An 18800-nucleotide genomic window follows, 5' to 3' on the forward strand; every position below is an offset into this window, starting at 1 on the left:
CCTCCGGCGTTCAACGCTTCTAGGCTGGGGAGGTGAGCGAACAAGCGCCGAACGAAGCCCGCGTCATTCCCCTGCGCCCGCCGGCCGTCCGCCGACCTGCCGTCGGCCCGTCGGCCACGCGCCCGGGAACGACCCGCCCCGCGTCCGAACGCCCTGCCACCGCGGCACCCGTGCCCGCCGCCCGGCCCTCCGCCGTGCCCCACTCACCGGCGCCCTCCGGGCCCGCGCCCAAGGAGCCCCTGTGGCGCGACCTGATCGGTGACGTCCTGCGCCGTGAGCGGCTCGCCCAGGAGCGCACACTGAAGGACGTGGCCGACGATGCCCGGATCTCCATGCCATACCTCTCGGAGGTGGAACGCGGCCGCAAGGAGGCCTCCTCGGAGGTCCTCGCGGCCGCAGCCCACGCCCTGGGCCTCGGCCTCGGCGACCTGCTGTCGCTGGCCCAGGGCGAGTTGGTCCGGCTCACCAGCCACCGAGTCCCGGGCGGCAGCCGCGGCAGGACCGGTTCGTCGTACGACGGACTGTGCCTGGCGGCTTGAGGCGGACGCCGGCACCTCAGATCCCGACGAGGCCTTGCTGCGGCGTGAGGCCGCACAGGCTCCACGCACTCTGACAAAGCCCTGCGGTGCGGTGTGGGGCTGTGCCGGTGTCTCAGGTCTCCGCGAGGCATCGGAGTGTGGGGTCGTGCCGGTGCCTCAGGTTTCGGCGAGGCGTCGCGGAGTGAGGGGCAGTGCCGGCCCCTCAACCTCCCCCACGCGGCGTCGTGGCGTGGGGTCGTGCCGACGCACCAGACTCCCGCGTGGCGTCGCGGTGTGAGGCTGTGCCGGCGTCTCAGATCTCCGCGAGACGCCGCCGTGCGGTGCCGTGCCGGCGCCCAAGGCTTAGGCACGGCGCCGCGGCGCAGCCAGCCCCCGTCCGTTCCTCACACCCGCGCGAGGCGTCGGCTCACCACCTCGTCGGCCAGGCCGTACGCCACTGCCTCCTCGGCGGTGAACACCTTGTCGCGGTCCATGTCCGCGCGCAGTGTCGCGATGTCGTGGTGTGTGTGCCGGGCCAACACCTCCTCGACCTGCGAGCGGATGCGGATCATCTCCTTGGCCTGGAGGGCGAGATCGGACACCATGCCCCGGCTGCCGCCGGAGGCGGGCTGACCGAGCAGCACGCGCGCGTGCTCCAGCACGAACCGCCGCCCCGGGTCCCCACCGGCCAGCAGCACGGCGGCCGTCGACGCCGCCTGGCCCACGCAGAACGTGGAGATCGGGGCCTGCACGTACGTCATGGTGTCGTAGATCGCCATGAGCGAAGTGAACGAGCCGCCGGGGGAGTTGATGTAGATCGCGATCTCGTTCTCCGGCCCCGAGGACTCCAGATGCAGGAGCTGCGCGATGACGACGTTGGCGACGCCGTCGTCGATCTCCGTGCCGAGGAAGATGATCCGCTCCGACAGCAGCCGGCTGAACACGTCGTAGGACCGCTCGCCCTGCGGGGTGCGCTCGACGACGTTCGGAATCGTGTAGGTCCCCATGTCACAGCCCCATCCGTCGTCGGGCGGCGGCCGGGCGGACGTCCGTGAGGGACTCCACCACCTGGTCCACCATGCCGTACTCCTTGGCCTCCCCGGCCGTGAACCAGCGGTCGCGGTCGCCGTCCCGGGAGATGGTCTCCGGGGTCTGACCGGTGTGTTCGGCGGTGATCCGCTCGATGGTCTTCTTGGTGAACTCCAGGTTCTCCGCCTGGATCTCGATGTCCGCGGTGGTGCCGCCGATACCGGCCGACGGCTGGTGCATCATGATCCGCGCGTTCGGCAGCGCGTACCGCTTGCCCGCGCTGCCGACGCTGAGCAGGAACTGGCCCATGCTGGCCGCGAATCCCATGGCGAGCGTGGAGACGTCGTTCGGGATCAGCCGCATCGTGTCGTAGATGGCCAGGCCCGCGTGCACCGAGCCGCCGGGGCTGTTGATGTACAGGCTGATGTCGGTGCGCGGGTCCTCGGCGGACAGGATCAGCAGCTGGGTGCAGACCCGGTTCGCGGAGACCTCGTCGACCTGCGTGCCGAGCAGGACGATCCGCTGGGCGAGCAGTTGGGCGGCCAGATGGTCGTCGAAGCGGGTGGGCGGGGTGTCGCCCTCCTCGGCCCTAGGGGCGAGCGTGCTGAGTGGAGTCATCGGTTCTCCTCGTGATGGCGGGGATGCCGTCGACTCCACTGTCGGCCTCGGAGGAGGCCCGGACGAGGATTCTCTGCCCGCGGCAGATTCGCTGCGGGCAGAGCGGCTCGCTCAGAGCCTGTGACCAGGCGCTCAGCCCTTCTCGCGCAGTTGCCGGAAGAAGGCGCGCACGTCGTCCACGAGCAGGTCCGGCTCCTCCATCGCGGCGAAGTGCCCGCCCCGGTCGAGCTCGGTCCAGCGGACGATGTTCTCCGTGCGCTCCGCCTTGTGGCGCAGCGGGATCTGCGGGTCGCCGGGGAAGGAAGCCACCGCCGTCGGTGCGATCGAGGGCTCGTGCGGGGCGGCTACCCGGTCACCGGTGGCGTGGGCACGCTCGTAGTAGACGCGGGCCGACGAACCCGCGGTGCCCGTAAGCCAGTACAGCGTCACGTTCGTGAGCATCAGGTCCCGGTCGACGGCCTCCTCGGGCAGCTGCTCGGAGTCCGTCCACTCCTGGAACTTCTCGACGATCCAGGCGAGTTGGCCGACCGGCGAGTCCGTGAGCGCGTACGACAGCGTCTGCGGCCGGGTGGACTGCAGGTGGAAGTAGCCCGTCCCGTCCCGGAACCACTCCGTCCACCGGCGCCACGAGGTGAGCGTCCGCTCCCGCTCCTCGGGGCTCAGCGCCTCCAGTTCCGCAGGGGTCGGCTCGGTGGCCGCCTGTGCGCCGGGCAGCAGGTTGAGGTGGATGCCGATGACCCGGTCGGGATGGGCGCGGCCCAGCTCACGCGAGATGGCCGCACCCCAGTCGCCACCCTGGGCGCCGAACCGCTCGTAGCCGAGGCGCGTCATCAGCTCGACCCAGGCGTCGGCGATCCGGCGTGCCTCCCAGCCGGTCTCCCGGGTGGGCCCGGAGAACCCGAAGCCGGGAATGCTCGGCAGGACCACGTGGAAGGCGTCGGCGGGGTCCCCGCCGTACGCGGCCGGATCCGTCAACGGGCCGACGACGTCCAGGAACTCGACGATCGAACCCGGCCAGCCGTGCGTGATGATCAGCGGGGTGGCGTCGGGCTCGGGGGAGCGGATGTGCGCGAAATGCACATGTGCGCCGTCGATCTCGGTCGTGAACTGCGGCCACTCGTTCAGCCGCGCCTCCGCCGCCCGCCAGTCGTACGCATGCCGCCAGTGGCGCACCAGGTCGTGCAGGTAGCCGGACGGCACGCCGTACGCCCATCCCACGCCGGGCAGCTCGTCGGGCCACCGGGTCCGGTCGAGGCGGTCGTGCAGGTCGTCGAGGTCGCTCTGTGGGATGTCGATGCGGAAGGGGTGGATGCCGTGGTCGGCGGGCGAAGACGTCATGGCCGGGATGCTAGTTCCGAACGGTGTAACGACCATCTGAATTTGGTCGGCCATGCGACCGATGAGTTTCGGGGCGAGGATCGGTCGACACGGATGACAGTGGTTCCACCCTCCCGGAGGTACTCATGGCAAGCGACGGTTTCACCACCTGTCTCTGGTACGACGGCCAGGCCGAAGAGGCCGCCCACTTCTACGTCTCGATCTTCAAGAACTCCAGCATCGGTGAGATCGCGCGCTACCCCGAGGGGGCGCTCCAGCCCGCCGGCAGTGTGATGACCGTCGAGTTCACGGCGAACGGCCACAAGTTCCTCGGCCTCAACGGCGGCCCCATGTTCAAGTTCACCGAGGCGACCTCGTTCATGATCTTCTGCGAGAACCAGGAGGAGATCGACTACTACTGGGCCAAGCTCACCGAGAACGGCGGCGAACCCGGCCCCTGCGGCTGGCTCAAGGACAGGTTCGGCGTGTCCTGGCAGGTCATCCCGGACCGGCTCCAGGCCATGATCACCGACCCGGACCCGGCGAAGGCCGCCCGCGCGACCGCGGCGTTCATGGCGATGGGCAAGTTCGACATCGCCGCCCTGGAGAGAGCCTACGCCGGCGAGTGAGCCCCGCCCTATGCGTTATGGGTTCTCGCGGATCACCCGTGTGATCTCCCGGGCGATCCGCTGGATCCCGGGGGAGCGGACCGGGCACGGCTTCGGTGTCGAGGTCGTGGGCGCCAGACAGAAGTGCAGATAGTCGTCGTCGCGGTGCAGAGCGGTGCGGTCGCGGTCCGGCTGGGTGCAGTACTCGGCGTGCGCGCGCTCGTACGCCGTGCACGGCAGGTACTGGACCCAGGAGTAGCGGGCCCCCGCCGCACTCAGCGCCTTGCCCGCGTCGGCGAGCAGGTCGCCCGAGGCGCCGGCCCGCTGCTCGTACAGGGCGTTGACGCGGCGGACCCGGTCGGGAGTGATCGGGTCCGGGCCCTGCAGCACCCAGACGATGCGCGCGTCCGAGGCCGCGGAGATCTGGTCGGTGAGCCGCTTCATGTCGGCCTGGTACCGCTTGAAGTACGTCTGAGGGGAGGCGTCGTGGGTGATCCCGTCCATGCACCACGTGTAGCCCCACGCGTTGCCCCAGAACTGCAGCACGACGAAGTCCGGCCGCAGTCTGCGCACCAGGGCGGCCGCCTTGTCCGCGTCCGGGACGAGAGACCGCTCGCCCGTGCCCTCCAGGTAGTCGCACAGGGTCGTTCCCGAGTACGGGGCGCTGGTGTACGTCGCCCGCAGGTCCCGGCGCAGCTCCCGCCCCACCACCTCCTGGGCCTCCATCGCGAGCGAGTCGCCCAGATACAGCACGGTCGGTGCCTTCACAGGGGCGCTCGGGGCGGTCCCGGGAGCGCTCGGCGGGGCAGGCGCCCGCTGCTGTGTGGTGGTCGGCGCCTCCGGCACCTTCGCGGGCGCCGATGCCTCGGGCCCGGACGCCGGATCCCCGCACGCGCCCAGCAGCACGGCGGCCAGCAGCACCCCCACGAACCACGGCTTCCGCATACGGCAACTCCCGCCCCGGGCACCGAAATCGGCTCCCAAGGCAAGCACAGCCGGGTCTCAGGGGGAAGACCCGCGTCGGCCACGGAGCGACCGTGGCCGACGCGAGCCCAACGGTCGCTCAGACGCGGTCCGCCGCGATCAGCAGGTACTGGAAGCTGCCGTTGCGGTACGCGTTGAGGAAGGTGTCCTCGATGCCCGTCACCAGGTGATCGGCCTCGCGGCGCAGCTCCCAGTAGGGGATGGTCGCCTCCGTGAGGTCCTGCACATGGACCGGGACGAGGCGGTTGCGGGCCATGGCGCGGAAGTACGCCGAGCGCGGGTGGATGTCGCAGATGTAGTGGGCGTTGATGAGGGACACCTCGCGCGAGGCGCGTCCGTAGGTGTCGTTGTAGCAGCCGGTGATGGTCACGTAGCGGCCGCCGCGGCGCAGAAGCCGGGAGTGCTCGGCGAACAGCAGGTCGAGCTCGACGTACATGGTGGACTCGTTGTTCCACGAGGCCGCGAACGCCCCGGACGGCAGCCCGGTGTCGAGCATGTTGCGGCAGTGGTAGCGCACCCGGTCGTCGATGCCCCGCTTGCGGGCCTGCTCGTTGGCGAACTCGGCCTGCTTCGCGGAGAGGGTGACCCCGTCGGCCTCGCAGCCGTGGCGCAGATGCGCCACGACACTGCCGCCGCCGCGTCCGCAGCCGGCGTCGAAGACCCGGTCGTCGGGCGTCAACGGGCCTAGCCGCTCGGCGAGCAGCTCCGCCTGGGCGTGCTCCAGCCGGTGCAGTTCGGCGGTGATCCGCTCCCGGCGCTTGACGGGATCGCGTTCATCGAGCACGGAGCGGTCGGCGTCGCCGATGCCGTAGTGATGGTGGTACAGGTCGTCGATCTTTCCGAGTTCGAGGTTGACCGGGTTCTCCTCGGCGTTCCAGTAGTCCGCGACGCGGGTCTGGTACGTGGACTGGGACGGCACCGGGACGCGCGTGGTGCCGGCTTCGGGGGCGATGGTCAACGGTGACTCCTCGTGCTGGTCCATGTGACGGTCTGTCATTCAGTCGCGCTCTACCAGTAGTTGGGCAGGTGGTAGCGGTGGGTGTTGGTGGCGTGCCACTCGTGGTTGCCGGCCACCCAGTCGGACAGCCCCCGCGCGTAGCGCTCCACGAGGGGTGAGGTGGCCGACAGCAGGGCGGACTCCTCCTCGAAGGCCTCCATGATCCGGTTGTGGATCTCGACGGCCTTCAGATAGGCGGCCTTCAGCCCGCACCGTTCGTTCTTGGCGATGACCTGCGGCAGGTTGAGGTGCGTGGGGTCGCTGGCCAGTTCCTTGGTGAAGGAGTACAGGTCGTTGACGATCGTGGTCGCGTTGCAGGCGAGCGCCGTGATCCGCTGGATCTCGGGCCGGGCGTAGACGGCCTCGGGCAGCTCGTAGCCGTCCACGGCGTCCACGATCGACAGACAGGGACGGAAGTTGTTGAACTGCCGCATCACCAGGTACTCCCAGACCCGCGGTACGAACCGGGTCTCCGCCCACGCAGCCTCGGCCAGATAGCCCAGGTGCAGCCGGGCGATGTCGTGCACGAAGCGGTCGGTCTGGCTGGGCGTGGCGAAGCCGGCGTAGTCCGCGAGGGCGAAGTGGTACGACCGCAGCGGACCGTCGGCCCGCACGCCCTCGCGCCACTCCTCCTCCAGCTCGGGAATCCCGTGGTACGGGTCGATCGCAGACTGGGCCATGATCAGCCGACCCCCGAGGCCCCGTCGCGCACCGCCCCGGCCCTCGTCCTCCTCGCAGTAGCAGGAGTCGACGACGTTCTCGGCGAGCAGCAGCTCACCCGCGACCGTCAGCCGTTCCAGATCGGCCGCCTCCGGGTGCTGGAGCACCACCGCCCGGCCGAACTGGAATCCCGAGAAGTCCCCCTTCCACGCCTCGGGGAACAGATCGAGATGCCGGGCCCAGGCCTCCAGCCGGCGGTCGACCTCCGCGGCCTTCTCGGGGTCGGCGGGCGCGACCTGCCGGTACCGCAGCCCCGGGATCGCCCCACCACGCCGGGCGCGCAGACTGCTCGCCAGATTCGGCGGGCCCGGCAGCGAGGTGGAGGACGACGTGCTCATGGCGTGCTCCACACGGTCACTCGGCCGTCCGGCCGATCTGGGCGTTCTCGAGGATCCCGACCGCGTCGGGGACGAGGATCGCCATCGAGTAGTAGGCGGTGACGAGATAGCGGATGATCGAGTTGGCGTCGATGCCCATGAACCGCACGTTCAGGCCGGGCTGGTGCTCCTCCGGGATCCCGGTCTGGTACAGCCCGATCGCCCCCTGGTCACCCTCGCCGGTGCGCAGCGCGATGATGCTGCTGGTGTGCTGCGGGCTGACCGGGATCTTGTTGCAGGGAAAGATCGGGACACCCCGCCAGGCGGGGATCTCGTGCCCCTCGACGCTCGCCGTACCGGGCACCAGGCCGCGCCGGTTGCACTGCCGGAAGAACGCCGCGATCGCCTTCGGATGGGCGAGGAACAGCTTGGTCTTACGGCGCATCGACAGCAGTTCGTCCATGTCGTCCGGGGTCGGCGGCCCGGTGAAGGTGCTGATGCGCTGCCCGTAGTCGACGTTGTGCAGCAGCCCGAACTCCCGGTTGTTGACCAGCTCCCACTCCTGGCGTTCCCGGATCTCCTCGATCGTCAGCCGCAGTTGCTGCTCGGTCTGGTTCATCGGGTTGTTGTAGAGATCGGCGACCCTGGTGTGGACGCGCAGCACGGTCTGGGTGAGCGACAGCTCGTACTCGCGCGGGGCGAGGTCGTAGTCGACGTAGCCGCCGTCGATGGTCGGCTCCCCGACATGGCCCGCCTGCACCGGTACGTCGGCCTCGCCCTTGCGGTTCATGGGCAGGCTCTGCTGCGCGGCGTAGGCCTCCAGGTGCGCCGCGAGGGACGGCACCCGGTCGGTGAACTCCTGGACGACGCTCCAGGGCAGCGTGAGCAGCACGCCGGCCGTCTCCGCCCGCACCGACCTCAGCCACAGCGGGTCGGGCTGGCCGATGGCCTCGTCGCCGATCTGGTCGCCGTCGGTGACGACCCCGAGGATCTCCTCCTCGCCGTACTTGCCTTCCGCGAAGCGGGTGAAGCGGCCGTGCACGACCAGGTAGGTCTCCGTGACGGGCTGGCCGGCCTCGACGAGCACCTGCCCGGCCCGCACCTCCCGGACCCGGAACCGGGTGGCGATCTCCCTCAGGACGTCGATGTCGGCGTAGCCGCGCAGGACCGGCAGTTCGGTGAGGGTCTCGGGGATGACCTTGATGTCGTAGGCGCCGTTCTGGTCGAACTGCACCCGGCCGCGTCCCACGCGCAGTTGCAGACGCCGGTTGACCCGGTAGGTGCCGCCCTTGACGTCCACCCAGGGCAGCATCCGCAGCAGCCAACGCGAGCTGATGGCCTGCATCTGGGGTTCGGACTTGGTGGTGGTGGCGAGCTGCCGGGCCGCCTGGGTACTGAGACTGGTGAGCGAGCCGTCGGAATTCGGTGCGGGATCGGGTGCGTCGATGGCGGGACCGGTGGCGCTGTCCGGTGTGGACAATTTCCCTCCAGGGAGGTGAGCGGGCTGGCCGAGCGCGGGCACCAGCCAAACAGCCGTGGGGGCTTCGTGATCAGGGCGCGAAAGGGGCGGTTTCAGGCGCCGGAGGTGCAAACCTGCCGTATGAGGCAGAAGACGCAACGCGGGTGATCCCGCTCCCCTCCCGTGCCTCCGCGCGCCCGCGTGGCCACGCTCAGGACAGGTCGTTCACCAGCACCGCCGCCCCGTCGAACCGTCCCGCCTTGAGATCCCGCAGCGCCTCGTCGGCCCGCGACAGCGGATAGGGGTGCGTGGTGGCGTGTACGGCGTGTTCGGCGGCGAGCGCCAGGAACTCACGGCCGTCCTCGCGGGTGTTGGAGGTGACGCTGCGCAGCTGCTTCTCGTAGAAGAGCTCGCTTTCGTAGCGCAGCGCCGGGACGTCGCTGAGGTGGATGCCCGCGATCGCCAGCGTCCCGCCCCGGTCGAGGGCCCGCAGCGCCACCGGGACCAGATCGCCGACCGGCGCGAACAGGATCGCGCTGTCCAACGGCTCGGGCGGCATCTCCGCGGGGTCGCGCGCGGAGGCGGCCCCCAGGTCCAGCGCGAGCCCCCGCGCCGCCGCGCCCCGCGTCAGCACGTGCACGGTGGCCCCCTCGGCGATCGCCACCTGCGCGCACAGATGGGCGCTGCCTCCGAAGCCGTACAGCCCGAGTCGCCCGCCCGCGGGGAGCGCCGCCCGCCGCAGCGCGCGGTAGCCGATGATCCCGGCGCACAGCAGCGGAGCGAGCGTCACGTCGTCGAGATCGCCGGGCAACCGGTAGGCGAACGCGGCCGGTACGGTCGTGTACGGCGCGTAACCGCCGTCCGCGTCCCAGCCCGTGTACCGCGAGGCCGGGCACAGGTTCTCGGCACCGCGTGCGCAGTGGACGCAGGTGCCGTCGGTGCGCCGCAGCCAGGCCACCCCCACCCGCTCCCCGACGTCGAAGCCGCGCACCGCCGCCCCGAACCCGGCCACCTCGCCGACGACCTCGTGCCCGGGCGTGACACCGGGCCGGTGCACCGGCAGATCCCCCTCGGTGACATGCAGATCCGTACGGCACACCCCGCACGCCCGCACCCGCACCAGCAGCTCGTCGTCGTCCGGCACCGGCACCGGCTTCTCGACCAGTCGGAGGGACCCCGCCTCGACCGGCCCCGGCTCGACCACCGACCACGCGCGCATCGTCCCGTCCGCCATACCCAGCCCCGTCCTTCGACCGGCAGCCGTCTGCCCCCAGTCTGGAACGGAAGTGGGCATTCGGCGCGCGGCCGGACTGCCGGGTGACTAGCGTGAGAATCGGGACAACTCACCGATCCGCGAGAGGGCCGCAGTCATGGCCGTGAAACCTGAAGGAACCCCCATTTGGGCCGACGCGATGTTCACCGACATCGAGGGAGCCAAGAACTTCTACGGCGACGTCCTCGGCTGGACGTTCGGTGAGGAGTCGACCGAGTACGGCAACTACACGCAGGCCTACGCGAACGGCAAGGCGGCCGCCGCGGTGGTCCCGCCGATGCCGGGCCAGGAGGGCATGTCGCAGTGGTGCCTCTACTTCGCCTCGCCCGACGCCACCGCCACCGCCGCCAAGATCCGTGACAACGGCGGTGAGATCGTGATGGAGCCGATGGCGGTCGGGGACTTCGGCAGCATGTGCCTGGCCCGCGACCCCGGCGGCGTCGTCTTCGGCGTATGGCAGCCCGGGAGCCACGAGGGCTTCGAGACGGCCATGGAAGACCAGGGTGCGTTCTGCTGGGCGGAGATCTTCACCCGCGCACCGGAGAAGTCCGACACCTTCTTCCCCGCCGTCTTCGGCTACGGGCAGCAGCAGATGGAGGACGACGCGGTCGACTTCCGTCTCTACACCCTCGGCAAGGACACCATGGCCCTGGGCCGGATGAAGATGACCGAGGAGTTCCCGCCCGAGGTCCCGCCGTACATCAACGTCTACTTCAACGTCCCCGACTGCGACGACGCCGTCGCCAAGGCCACCAAGCTCGGCGGCGTCCTGCGGTTCGGCCCGATGAGCAGCCCGTTCGGCCGGTTCGCGGCGCTGAGCGACCCGCAGGGCGCGAACTTCTCGGTGATCGACACCGGCACGACCGAGGGCGAGATGCCGAGGCTCGGCGACGTCCCCTGACGGACTCCGCGACCGGGCACCCGGCCCGCCCATGGCATGATCGGCCCATGCGTGAACGAGTAGTGGCCGCGTGCGACGGGGCTTCGAAGGGAAACCCCGGGCCGGCGGGCTGGGCCTGGGTCGTCGCCGACGAGAAGGAGACCCCGGTCCGCTGGGAGGCGGGCCCGCTCGGCAAGGCCACCAACAACGTCGCGGAACTCACCGCGCTGGAACGCCTGCTGGCGTCGACCGACCCGGACGTGGCCCTGGAGATCCGGATGGACTCCCAGTACGCCATGAAGGCCGTCACCACCTGGCTGCCGAACTGGAAGCGCAACGGCTGGAAGACGGCCGCCGGCAAGCCGGTCGCCAACCAGGACCTGGTCGTGCGCATCGACGAACTGCTCGCCGGCCGCACGGTCGAGTTCCGCTACGTCCCAGCCCACCAGGTCGACGGCGACCCGCTGAACGACTTCGCCGACCGCGCCGCCAGCCAGGCGGCCGGCGTGCAGGAGCCCGCGGGCAGCGGCCTCGGCTCACCGGAGCCGCCGCCCTCCCCGGACACCCCGTCGACCAAGGCCCCGCGCCGCAAGGCCGCGGCGCCCCGCAAGAACGGCAGCTCCTCGCGCACCATCAAGGCCAAGTTCCCCGGCCGCTGCCTGTGCGGTCTCGGCTATGCGGCGGGGGAGCCCATCTCCAAGAACGCCCAGGGCTGGGGCCACCCGGAGTGCCGTACCGCCGAAGCCTGACCGAGCCGGGCCGGACGGCGTCTCAGGCCGCGTCGAAGGTGTAGTGCGCGGTGTGGTCCAGCAGATCGGCGGGACGCACGTCGTTCCACGGCTTCATCGTGTCGCCCAGATCGACCACGTTCGGCGTCCCGGCCGCCGGCACATAGCCGGAGCCGGGGTGCCGCCGCTGCCAGTCCGCCCACAGCTTGTCGATGTAGGCGTGGTGCAGCCAGAACACCGGGTCGTTGGGCGACACACCGGTGGCCATCTGCCCCCCGACCCACACATGGACCCGGTTGTGCAGGTTCACGCCCCGCCAGCCCTCCAGGTGGTTGCGGAAGCCGTCCGACGCGCTGTTCCACGGCGCCATGTCGTACGTCGCCATGGCGAGCACCGACTCCACCTCGGCCCGCGTCGGCAGCTCGCGCACGGCGGCGCCGAGCGAGCGGCGCAGAAACGTACGGCCGTCGACGCGCACGTTGATCGGCCAGTTGCCGGTCGACGCGGCGAACGGCCCGTCCGTCACCCGCCCGTCGAGGCTGCGCCCGGTGCCGCCCAGGAAGTCGGGCGCCCACAGCGAGGACCGTATGGAGCGGTCGGTGCTCCAGTCCCAGTACGGCAGCGCGACCGAGGCGTCCACCTCCTGCAGCGCGCGCTCGAAATCGAGCAGGAATCTTCGGTGCCAGGGCAGGAAGGACGGTGAACGGTGGCCGGTGCGCTCCCCGTTGTCGGTGTCGCCGACGATGAAGGCGTTGTGCGTCGTGACGAACTCGTCGTAACGGCCGCTGCGCTTCAACTCCAGGACGGCGGCGACGAACCGCCGCTTCTCGTCGGCGGTCAACTGGGCCTGGTTCTTGCGGACGGTCATGGTCGCGGATGCTCCAAAGTGCGTGTACGGAAGGTCAGTTGGCGGGGAAGGGGAGAAGGGCGGCACCCCGCAGCTCGTCGACGGCGGCTCGGGCGGCGGCGCGCGGGGTGGCCACCGGGTCGTAGTGACTGACGACGCTGATCCAGCTGCCGTCGGCGTTGCGCATCACATGCAGCTCCACCTCGTCGACGAACACGGCGTATCCGGCGCCGTGATGATGGTGAGCGCCGCCCGAGACCGGCCGGCCCTGTATTCGGCGGCCCTTGTAGACCTCGTCGAAGGGCGTCGGGGAATGGTGGTCGTCGTGTCCGGTGGTGGACGCGCTGGGGGCGGCGATCGACTGGACACCGGCCACGGTGGCGAGGGCGGCCGCGGCGGTGAGCGCGCGGCGACGGCTGAGTTCCGGCATACGGACCTCCTGGTTTCGTTCGATGGACGACTCCGCATGCCTATCGGGCGGGACGAGAGAGGGAGAAATCGGCCAGGAGTGGTTGGCTCCGATCCGGACAAGTGCCCACATGTCGTGCAAGGTTGAACGAAGATGATCTTGCCGTGCACGAGGCCCGTGCATCACCGGAACGGGCAATTCCTTCCCCCGGAGGCTGCGTTCCCGGTACTCCTTCGCGGGAGACCGTGGTGCCAGTGGTGTGTCTCACCTGCTGAAACTGGCGTGATCCAGAACGTCGCGGTGCGGGGCGCCCGTCCTGCTACCCTGCGGAGCCAAAATGACCGATATGGGTAACTTCTAGGGGTGTGTGTGAAGGTCGCCTGCGTCGGCGGCGGGCCCGCCGGCCTGTATCTCTCGATCCTGCTGAAGCTGCGGGACCCGTCCCACGACATCACCGTCCACGAACGCGACCCGGAGGGCGCCACCTACGGCTGGGGCGTCACGTACTGGCGCGACCTGCTCGACAAGCTCCACGCGCACGACCCCGAGTCGGCCCGCGCCATCGACGAGAGCTCGGTCCGCTGGCGCGAGGGAGTCGCCCACGTACGGGACCTGAGAGCCTGTTCACCGGCACTGACGACCCGCCGGCCCGGCGACGAAGGGCGCGGCATCGGCCGCCACCGGCTGCTGGAGATCCTCGCCGCCCGCGCCCGCTCACTGGGCGTCCGGCTGGAGTTCGAGCACCGGATCACGCCGGAGAACCTGCCCACCGCCGACCTGGTCGTGGCGGGCGACGGCATCCACAGCGCCCTGCGCACCCGGCACGCCGACCACTTCGGCACCGAGCTCAGAACCGGCCGCAACCCCTACGTCTGGCTCGGCACCAGCAAGGTCTTCGACGCCTTCACCTTCGCCTTCGTCGAGACCGAGCACGGCTGGATCTGGTGTTACGGCTACGGCTACGGCCCCGAGTCCGGCACCTGCGTCGTCGAATGCGCCCCCGAGACCTGGACCGGACTCAGCCTCGACACCGCCAACGAGGCGGACGGAACGGCCCTGTTGGAGAAGCTCTTCGCCGACATCCTCGACGGCCACCCCCTCATCGGCCGCTCCGGCGCCGAGGGCGGCGCGCAGTGGCAGACCTTCCGCACCCTCACCAACCGCACCTGGCACCGCGACAACCTCGTCCTGCTGGGCGACGCCGCCCACACCACCCACTACTCCATCGGCGCCGGCACCACCCTCGCCCTGGAGGACGCCATCGCCCTCACCGGCGCCCTGCACGAGCACCCCGGCCTCCCGCAGGCACTCGCCCGCTATGAACGGGAGCGCAAACAGGCCCTGTTGGCCATCCAGAGCGCGGCCCGCTACAGCGCCAGGTGGTACGAGAACCTGCCCCGCTACATCGGCCTGCCCCCGCACCAGATGTTCGCCCTGCTCGGCCAGCGCCACTCGCCCCTGCTGCCCCACATGCCGCCCCGGCTGTACTACCGGATCGACAGAGCGGCCCAGCAAGTGGGGGCGCTGCGGCGCCTCAAGCGCCGGCTCGGACCGATGGTCGCGCGCACCGTGCAGGCCAGGGCATCCCGGAAGTAGCCGAGCCTCAGGCGAACAACCGGTCGAGGAAGGCGTTGCCGAACACGCCGTGGGGATCCAACCGGTCCAGCACCCCCGAGGCCTCGCGCCAGCTGTCCTCGCCGAGGCTGCCGGGCACGGCCGAGTCCAGCACCTCGTCGTCGCTCCAGGCGGCCTCGTCGGTGTAGGCCCAGCCCTTCGACCACTCGACCCGGGCCCCGGCGTACCCGCCGTCGAACGTGTCGAACACGAACTGCTCGATCTCACGCAGGAACGCCTCCGCGTACGGAGTCCCGGGCAGCGTCAGGATGTTGAGCCACACGGCCGTGTCCCACTCGGGCCGGTCCTCGGGCAGCCGAAGCGCCGACAGCAGCGGCGTCCGCGCACCCTCCAGACCGACGTCCGCCGGATCGTCGAGACCGGTCACCCGGATCTCCACCGAGCCGTTGACCGGGAACCGCCCCCGTGCGGCGTACGCCGAGAGCCGCTCCCGGTAGAAGGACGTGAACTCGGCCACCACACGCTGCACTTGGGCCCGGCTCGTCAGTACCCCGCAACCGTTGGTGGCGATCCTCAAGGTCGTCGGCCGCAGATACAGCAGCGTGTTCTTGGACGGCCCCCAGATGTCCGCCGACAGCGTCGCCACGAGCCCGAGCGCGGCCACGTCGTACTGCGCGTTGCCCAGCACCGGCGCCAGATACCAGGCCCCGTCCGACACCATGCGCCCGACCAGATCCGCCACCGGGCGCGGCACGCTGTCGGAGAACGGGTAGTTGTACGGCTTCCGCACTTGCCGTGAGGTCAGCGGTCGTTCGGGGGCGACGCTCCACACCTTCAGCCAGGGCAACTCGGTGAAGGCGAACCAGATCGCCTCGATGCGCCCGGCCCGGTCCAGGAAGCTCTCAAGGGTGCGTCCCTCGGTGCCGGGCGCGGCGAAGAGTTCGCCGGCCGGGATGTCCGTACGGCTCACACAGCGCAGGTTGGTGTTCGCGCCCACACGCAGCACGACCTCGGTGACCAGGGAGCGGCCGAGATGGGTGAGCAGGGCCGCGCAGTCCGCCTCGTCACGGTCGTAGGTGCGCAGCACGTACGCGCCACTGGCCTCGTCCCAGACGACCGCCGTCAGCGACAGCACCAGATTGCTCAGCGAGCCGTAGGTGTGCCCGGGCAGCCGCTGTTCGCCTAGCGCCGGTACGGCGGTGCCGTGCGCGTCGATGGCGAGCGCGCCGCCCAGGGTGAGGTTGCCGGGTGCGGGCGCGGCGGTGACGCCGAGGCCGTGCTCCTCCAGGTAGGTGAGCAGGGCCTCCGTGGTGAGTCCGGCGCCGGCGCGTACGGAATCCGGCGACTCCAGGGACAGGCCGGTGAGGTGAGGGGCGGTGTCGACGAGCAGGACCGGTGTGTCCGACGGCGTGCCCTGGGAGATCGTCAGTGGTGACCAGCCGTGCGAGGCACCCCGGGCGCGTACCCTCCAGCCGTGCCGCCAGGCCCAGTTGACGGCGGCGACCACCTGGTCCGGGGTGTCCGGTGCGCAGGCCCACAGCCCGTCGGCGGTGATCTCGCCCACCCAGTTGCGGTACGCGGAGCGGTACAGCGTCACATCGGCAGGGAAGTCCGGTAACTCCTGTGCCGCGACGGCCGGATCCGCAGGGAGCAGGATCGGTACGGCGGCCAGGGCGGCGGCGGTGCGCAGGAAGCCCCTGCGACTGAACTCGTCGATCATGGGCTCACGCTAGGGACCGGCTCGGCGGTCACCACTCGCACGTACCACCCGTTCACTCGTGTGAGTGAATGATTCACAGGTGGCGGCGCGGAGGGGCCCGTTCCGCGCATGCGCATGACGAATGACACACTGACGCCATGGACGAGCGTGTAATCGGCAGGTTGGGACGGCGGGCCTCCGTCGTCGGTCTCGGGACATGGCAGCTGGGCGCCGACTGGGGAGACGTCGACGACAAGGAAGCCCTCGCCGTGCTGGACGCGGCGGTCGAATCGGGGGTGACCTTCTTCGACACGGCCGACGTGTACGGCGACGGACGCAGTGAGCAGACCATCGCCGCCTTCCTGCGCGGCAGGCCCGAGCTGGACATCTTCGTGGCGACCAAGATGGGCCGCCGCGTCGACCAGATCCCCGAGAACTACGTCCTCGACAACTTCCGCGCCTGGAACGACCGTTCCCGGCGCGACCTCGGCGTGGACCGCCTCGACCTGGTCCAGCTGCACTGCCCGCCGACACCGGTCTACTCGACGGACGAGGTGTTCGACGCCCTGGACACCCTCGTGGAGGAGGAGCGCATCGCGGCGTACGGCGTCAGCGTGGAGACCTGCGAGGAGGCGCTGGCCGCGATCGCCCGGCCGGGCGTGGCCAGCGTGCAGATCATCCTGAACGCGTTCCGCATGAAGCCCCTGCGCGAGGTGCTGCCCGCCGCCCGGGAGGCCGGCGTCGGCATCATCGCCCGGGTCCCGCTGGCCTCCGGCCTGCTGTCGGGCAAGTACACCAAGGACACCGTCTTCCCCGCGAACGACCACCGCACCTACAACCGGCACGGCGAGTCCTTCGACCAGGGCGAGACCTTCTCCGGCGTCGACTACGAGTCCGGCGTGGAGGCGGCCGTCGAGTTCGCCGCCCTCGCACCCGAGGGCTTCACCCCGGCCCAGCTGGCGCTGCGCTGGATCATCCAGCAGCCGGGCGTGACCACCGTGATCCCGGGCGCCCGCTCGCCCGAGCAGGCCCGTGCGAACGCGGCCGCCGCCGCGCTCCCGGACCTGTCCGACGAGACGCTGGCCGCGATCCAGGACCTCTACGACCGGCGAATCAAGGAACAGGTGGAAAACCGCTGGTAGACGCGGCACGGCTCCAGGGGCGGCCATACCGCCGCTCCCGGACCCGCGCCGTTTGAGTTTTTCGCGCCGTGGTTACCCGGACCGTATGACGGAGCAGCAAGAGCGGACGGGACGCGACGAGACAGAGGAAGAGCGGGCCGACCGCAAGTGGCTCGAACTCATCCAGGAGGTCCGGGTGGCCCAGACGGGCGTCCAGATCCTCTTCGGCTTCCTGCTCACCGTCGTCTTCACCACCAAGTACGACACCCTCAGCGACACGGACCAGACCATCTACATCGTGACGGTCGTCCTGGGCGCCGCCGCCACCGGCGCCCTGATCGGTCCCGTGTCCCTGCACCGCGTGGTGTCGGGGCGGCGCATCAAACCGCAGGCCGTGGACTGGGCCTCCCGGCTTACCTCCGTCGGCCTGGTCCTGCTGCTGGCCACGATGGCGTCCGCGCTGCTGCTGATCCTGCGGGTCGCCATGAACGATGACTTCGTGCCCTGGCTGGTCGCGGGCGTGGTCGTCTGGTACGTGGTGTGCTGGTTCGTGCTGCCTGTGTGGACACGCCACCGCTACACACAGTGAGCGGTGGCGCGTCGATGGAGTGAGCGCGGCTACTCCTGTCGCGCCGCGCCCTGCCGCGTCCCGCGCAGAGCCGCGATGGCCGTGGCGATGGCCTGCTGAAGCTCCTCCAACTGCTGGACCATGTCGTCCTCGACGAACTCCTGCACATCGTCGAAGGTCAGCTCCTCGAAGACCTTCGTCGCCTTCTGCAGGCTGCTGTAGAACTTCGTCCGCCGCTCCTGCACCCGCAGCTCGGGGTCGGCCTCCACGGCCTCGACGACGAGCGACTTCATGGTGTCGTAGGCCTCCGTGGCCCACTCACCGGTGTCCTCGTCCTCCTCCAGCTCGTCGATGAGCGACAGATGCCGCTCGGCCTCCTGGCGCAGATCCACGGGCGCGTCGACGGTCTGCCCGGCCGGCGTCTTGATCTGACCGGACTCGGCGATCTGGCGGACGTAGCCGATCCGGTCGGCCGACCGGCTCTCGGTGGCCACGGCCTTCTTCAGGTCGTCGGTGCGGACGACGTCCCGCGCCAACTCGGCCTGCAGATCCGGGTCTTCGCGGACCCGGTCCAGGAGCGCCTGGCGGGCCGCACGGGCGGTGGAGGGGTCGGCGAGGATGGCAGCGCGCAGTGCGGTGGGGTTCTCGGCGACCTCCAGGGCCTTCGTCGGGCGGATGCCCTCGGCCTCGGCGGCCTCGGTGATGGCGGTGCCGCGCTCGGAGGTGGCGCTGTTGCGGGAGACGTAGTAGCTGAGCCACACGTCGGCGTCCGGCAGCTCCACCTCCTGGCCCGGCGCGAGCGCCTCGAAGTGCGGGACGAGGCCGTCGTCGGCGGCCCGGTCCCAGGCCTTGTAGTAGCGCATGACGCGCTCCGGGGAGCATCCGGCGAGTTCGGCGAACTCCTTCGCGGACACCTTCGCCGTCTCGTCCGCGCCCTGGCCACCGGGTCGCACGCTGCGCGCCACCATCAGGCCGAAGGCCCACCCTCCGGTCCGCGCGTAGACGCCGAACTCGCGGGCGTCCCGCGCGACGAGGTCGGACAGCGGGGCCGGGGGCGCGGGGGACGTCTCGGGCGGGACGAACGCAAGGGTCACGGATGACTCTCCTGAGCAGTGCTGATCGGATCTGCACAT

Annotated in this window: 19 protein-coding genes; 7 read left to right on the forward strand and 12 right to left on the reverse strand. The window is 70.5% G+C overall.

The window, feature by feature from the left end:
• Positions 1 to 32 precede the first annotated feature (32 nt).
• Positions 33 to 539: a helix-turn-helix domain-containing protein gene (locus ACIA8X_RS26315; RefSeq protein ID WP_393443387.1), complete on the forward strand. Its 507-nt coding sequence runs from the start codon at positions 33 to 35 to the stop codon at positions 537 to 539.
• A 383-nt stretch (positions 540 to 922) separates the two neighbouring features.
• Here the strand turns inward: ACIA8X_RS26315 and ACIA8X_RS26320 are convergent, their stop codons facing one another.
• The 3 genes from ACIA8X_RS26320 to ACIA8X_RS26330 form a co-directional block, all read right to left on the reverse strand.
• Complete coding sequence (locus ACIA8X_RS26320; protein WP_393443385.1) at positions 923 to 1525, reverse strand: ClpP family protease; 603 nt, start codon at positions 1523 to 1525, stop codon at positions 923 to 925.
• Position 1526: 1 nt separating this feature from the next.
• The gene (locus ACIA8X_RS26325; protein WP_393443383.1) at positions 1527 to 2165 is read right to left on the reverse strand and encodes an ATP-dependent Clp protease proteolytic subunit; all 639 of its coding nucleotides are present in this window, start codon (positions 2163 to 2165) and stop codon (positions 1527 to 1529) included.
• Positions 2166 to 2297: 132 nt separating this feature from the next.
• The gene (locus tag ACIA8X_RS26330) at positions 2298 to 3503 is read right to left on the reverse strand and encodes an epoxide hydrolase family protein (RefSeq protein ID WP_393443381.1); all 1206 of its coding nucleotides are present in this window, start codon (positions 3501 to 3503) and stop codon (positions 2298 to 2300) included.
• Positions 3504 to 3628: 125 nt separating this feature from the next.
• Between ACIA8X_RS26330 and ACIA8X_RS26335 the strand changes: the two genes are divergently transcribed.
• A complete protein-coding gene (locus tag ACIA8X_RS26335; RefSeq protein WP_393443379.1) occupies positions 3629 to 4111 on the forward strand; it encodes a VOC family protein in 483 nt (160 codons plus the stop codon).
• A 15-nt stretch (positions 4112 to 4126) separates the two neighbouring features.
• On the opposite strand, the gene ACIA8X_RS26340 is transcribed toward ACIA8X_RS26335, so the two are convergent.
• From ACIA8X_RS26340 to ACIA8X_RS26360, 5 genes are all read right to left on the reverse strand, one after another.
• Positions 4127 to 5035 carry an SGNH/GDSL hydrolase family protein gene (locus ACIA8X_RS26340; RefSeq protein WP_393443377.1) on the reverse strand — a complete coding sequence of 303 codons (909 nt, stop codon included), beginning with the start codon at positions 5033 to 5035 and terminating at the stop codon, positions 4127 to 4129.
• Between the two features lie 118 nt (positions 5036 to 5153).
• Positions 5154 to 6032: a geranyl diphosphate 2-C-methyltransferase gene (locus ACIA8X_RS26345; RefSeq protein WP_393444352.1), complete on the reverse strand. Its 879-nt coding sequence runs from the start codon at positions 6030 to 6032 to the stop codon at positions 5154 to 5156.
• 50 nt (positions 6033 to 6082) lie between these two features.
• On the reverse strand, positions 6083 to 7129 hold the full coding sequence (locus tag ACIA8X_RS26350) for a family 2 encapsulin nanocompartment cargo protein terpene cyclase (RefSeq protein ID WP_393443375.1): 1047 nt from the start codon (positions 7127 to 7129) through the stop codon (positions 6083 to 6085).
• 16 nt (positions 7130 to 7145) lie between these two features.
• Positions 7146 to 8588, reverse strand: coding sequence for a family 2B encapsulin nanocompartment shell protein (locus ACIA8X_RS26355; RefSeq protein ID WP_393443373.1), 1443 nt, complete (start codon positions 8586 to 8588; stop codon positions 7146 to 7148).
• A gap of 190 nt (positions 8589 to 8778) precedes the next feature.
• Positions 8779 to 9786 carry a zinc-binding alcohol dehydrogenase family protein gene (locus ACIA8X_RS26360; RefSeq protein ID WP_393444349.1) on the reverse strand — a complete coding sequence of 336 codons (1008 nt, stop codon included), beginning with the start codon at positions 9784 to 9786 and terminating at the stop codon, positions 8779 to 8781.
• A 151-nt stretch (positions 9787 to 9937) separates the two neighbouring features.
• On the opposite strand from ACIA8X_RS26360, the gene ACIA8X_RS26365 reads away from it, so the two are divergent.
• Both ACIA8X_RS26365 and ACIA8X_RS26370 read left to right on the forward strand, forming a co-directional pair.
• Complete coding sequence (locus tag ACIA8X_RS26365) at positions 9938 to 10741, forward strand: VOC family protein (RefSeq protein ID WP_393443371.1); 804 nt, start codon at positions 9938 to 9940, stop codon at positions 10739 to 10741.
• Positions 10742 to 10788: 47 nt separating this feature from the next.
• On the forward strand, positions 10789 to 11469 hold the full coding sequence (locus ACIA8X_RS26370) for a ribonuclease H (protein ID WP_393443369.1): 681 nt from the start codon (positions 10789 to 10791) through the stop codon (positions 11467 to 11469).
• A gap of 22 nt (positions 11470 to 11491) precedes the next feature.
• On the opposite strand, the gene ACIA8X_RS26375 is transcribed toward ACIA8X_RS26370, so the two are convergent.
• Positions 11492 to 12316 (reverse strand): tyrosinase family protein, encoded by an 825-nt coding sequence (locus tag ACIA8X_RS26375; protein ID WP_093906105.1) that lies wholly within the window; start codon positions 12314 to 12316, stop codon positions 11492 to 11494.
• A 34-nt stretch (positions 12317 to 12350) separates the two neighbouring features.
• A complete protein-coding gene (locus ACIA8X_RS26380) occupies positions 12351 to 12725 on the reverse strand; it encodes a tyrosinase cofactor (protein ID WP_393443367.1) in 375 nt (124 codons plus the stop codon).
• Positions 12726 to 13067: 342 nt separating this feature from the next.
• Here ACIA8X_RS26380 and ACIA8X_RS26385 point away from each other — a divergent pair, with 342 nt between their 5' ends.
• Positions 13068 to 14300 (forward strand): FAD-dependent monooxygenase, encoded by a 1233-nt coding sequence (locus ACIA8X_RS26385; protein ID WP_399459229.1) that lies wholly within the window; start codon positions 13068 to 13070, stop codon positions 14298 to 14300.
• Between the two features lie 7 nt (positions 14301 to 14307).
• On the opposite strand, the gene ACIA8X_RS26390 is transcribed toward ACIA8X_RS26385, so the two are convergent.
• Positions 14308 to 15999: a cholesterol oxidase substrate-binding domain-containing protein gene (locus ACIA8X_RS26390; RefSeq protein WP_393443363.1), complete on the reverse strand. Its 1692-nt coding sequence runs from the start codon at positions 15997 to 15999 to the stop codon at positions 14308 to 14310.
• A gap of 137 nt (positions 16000 to 16136) precedes the next feature.
• Between ACIA8X_RS26390 and ACIA8X_RS26395 the strand changes: the two genes are divergently transcribed.
• Both ACIA8X_RS26395 and ACIA8X_RS26400 read left to right on the forward strand, forming a co-directional pair.
• Complete coding sequence (locus ACIA8X_RS26395) at positions 16137 to 17120, forward strand: aldo/keto reductase (RefSeq protein ID WP_399459230.1); 984 nt, start codon at positions 16137 to 16139, stop codon at positions 17118 to 17120.
• Between the two features lie 85 nt (positions 17121 to 17205).
• Positions 17206 to 17688, forward strand: a complete 483-nt coding sequence (locus ACIA8X_RS26400; RefSeq protein WP_399459231.1) for a DUF6328 family protein — start codon at positions 17206 to 17208, stop codon at positions 17686 to 17688.
• 29 nt (positions 17689 to 17717) lie between these two features.
• On the opposite strand, the gene ACIA8X_RS26405 is transcribed toward ACIA8X_RS26400, so the two are convergent.
• The gene (locus tag ACIA8X_RS26405) at positions 17718 to 18761 is read right to left on the reverse strand and encodes a hypothetical protein (RefSeq protein ID WP_399459232.1); all 1044 of its coding nucleotides are present in this window, start codon (positions 18759 to 18761) and stop codon (positions 17718 to 17720) included.
• Positions 18762 to 18800: the final 39 nt, after the last annotated feature.

Source organism: Streptomyces sp. NPDC051738 (assembly GCF_044453205.1).
Lineage (GTDB): Bacteria > Actinomycetota > Actinomycetes > Streptomycetales > Streptomycetaceae > Streptomyces.

Excerpts from the sequence above, each read along its gene's own strand:
- ACIA8X_RS26340 (WP_393443377.1), bottom strand. The coding sequence starts at position 5,035 with ATGCGGAAGCCGTGGTTCGTGGGGGTGCTGCTGGCCGCCGTGCTGCTG.
- ACIA8X_RS26350 (WP_393443375.1), bottom strand. The coding sequence starts at position 7,129 with ATGAGCACGTCGTCCTCCACCTCGCTGCCGGGCCCGCCGAATCTGGCG.
- ACIA8X_RS26375 (WP_093906105.1), bottom strand. The coding sequence starts at position 12,316 with ATGACCGTCCGCAAGAACCAGGCCCAGTTGACCGCCGACGAGAAGCGG.
- ACIA8X_RS26330 (WP_393443381.1), bottom strand. The coding sequence starts at position 3,503 with ATGACGTCTTCGCCCGCCGACCACGGCATCCACCCCTTCCGCATCGAC.
- ACIA8X_RS26360 (WP_393444349.1), bottom strand. The coding sequence starts at position 9,786 with ATGCGCGCGTGGTCGGTGGTCGAGCCGGGGCCGGTCGAGGCGGGGTCC.
- ACIA8X_RS26335 (WP_393443379.1), top strand. The coding sequence starts at position 3,629 with ATGGCAAGCGACGGTTTCACCACCTGTCTCTGGTACGACGGCCAGGCC.
- ACIA8X_RS26325 (WP_393443383.1), bottom strand. The coding sequence starts at position 2,165 with ATGACTCCACTCAGCACGCTCGCCCCTAGGGCCGAGGAGGGCGACACC.
- ACIA8X_RS26370 (WP_393443369.1), top strand. The coding sequence starts at position 10,789 with ATGCGTGAACGAGTAGTGGCCGCGTGCGACGGGGCTTCGAAGGGAAAC.
- ACIA8X_RS26390 (WP_393443363.1), bottom strand. The coding sequence starts at position 15,999 with ATGATCGACGAGTTCAGTCGCAGGGGCTTCCTGCGCACCGCCGCCGCC.
- ACIA8X_RS26400 (WP_399459231.1), top strand. The coding sequence starts at position 17,206 with ATGACGGAGCAGCAAGAGCGGACGGGACGCGACGAGACAGAGGAAGAG.
- ACIA8X_RS26380 (WP_393443367.1), bottom strand. The coding sequence starts at position 12,725 with ATGCCGGAACTCAGCCGTCGCCGCGCGCTCACCGCCGCGGCCGCCCTC.
- ACIA8X_RS26395 (WP_399459230.1), top strand. The coding sequence starts at position 16,137 with ATGGACGAGCGTGTAATCGGCAGGTTGGGACGGCGGGCCTCCGTCGTC.
- ACIA8X_RS26365 (WP_393443371.1), top strand. The coding sequence starts at position 9,938 with ATGGCCGTGAAACCTGAAGGAACCCCCATTTGGGCCGACGCGATGTTC.
- ACIA8X_RS26320 (WP_393443385.1), bottom strand. The coding sequence starts at position 1,525 with ATGGGGACCTACACGATTCCGAACGTCGTCGAGCGCACCCCGCAGGGC.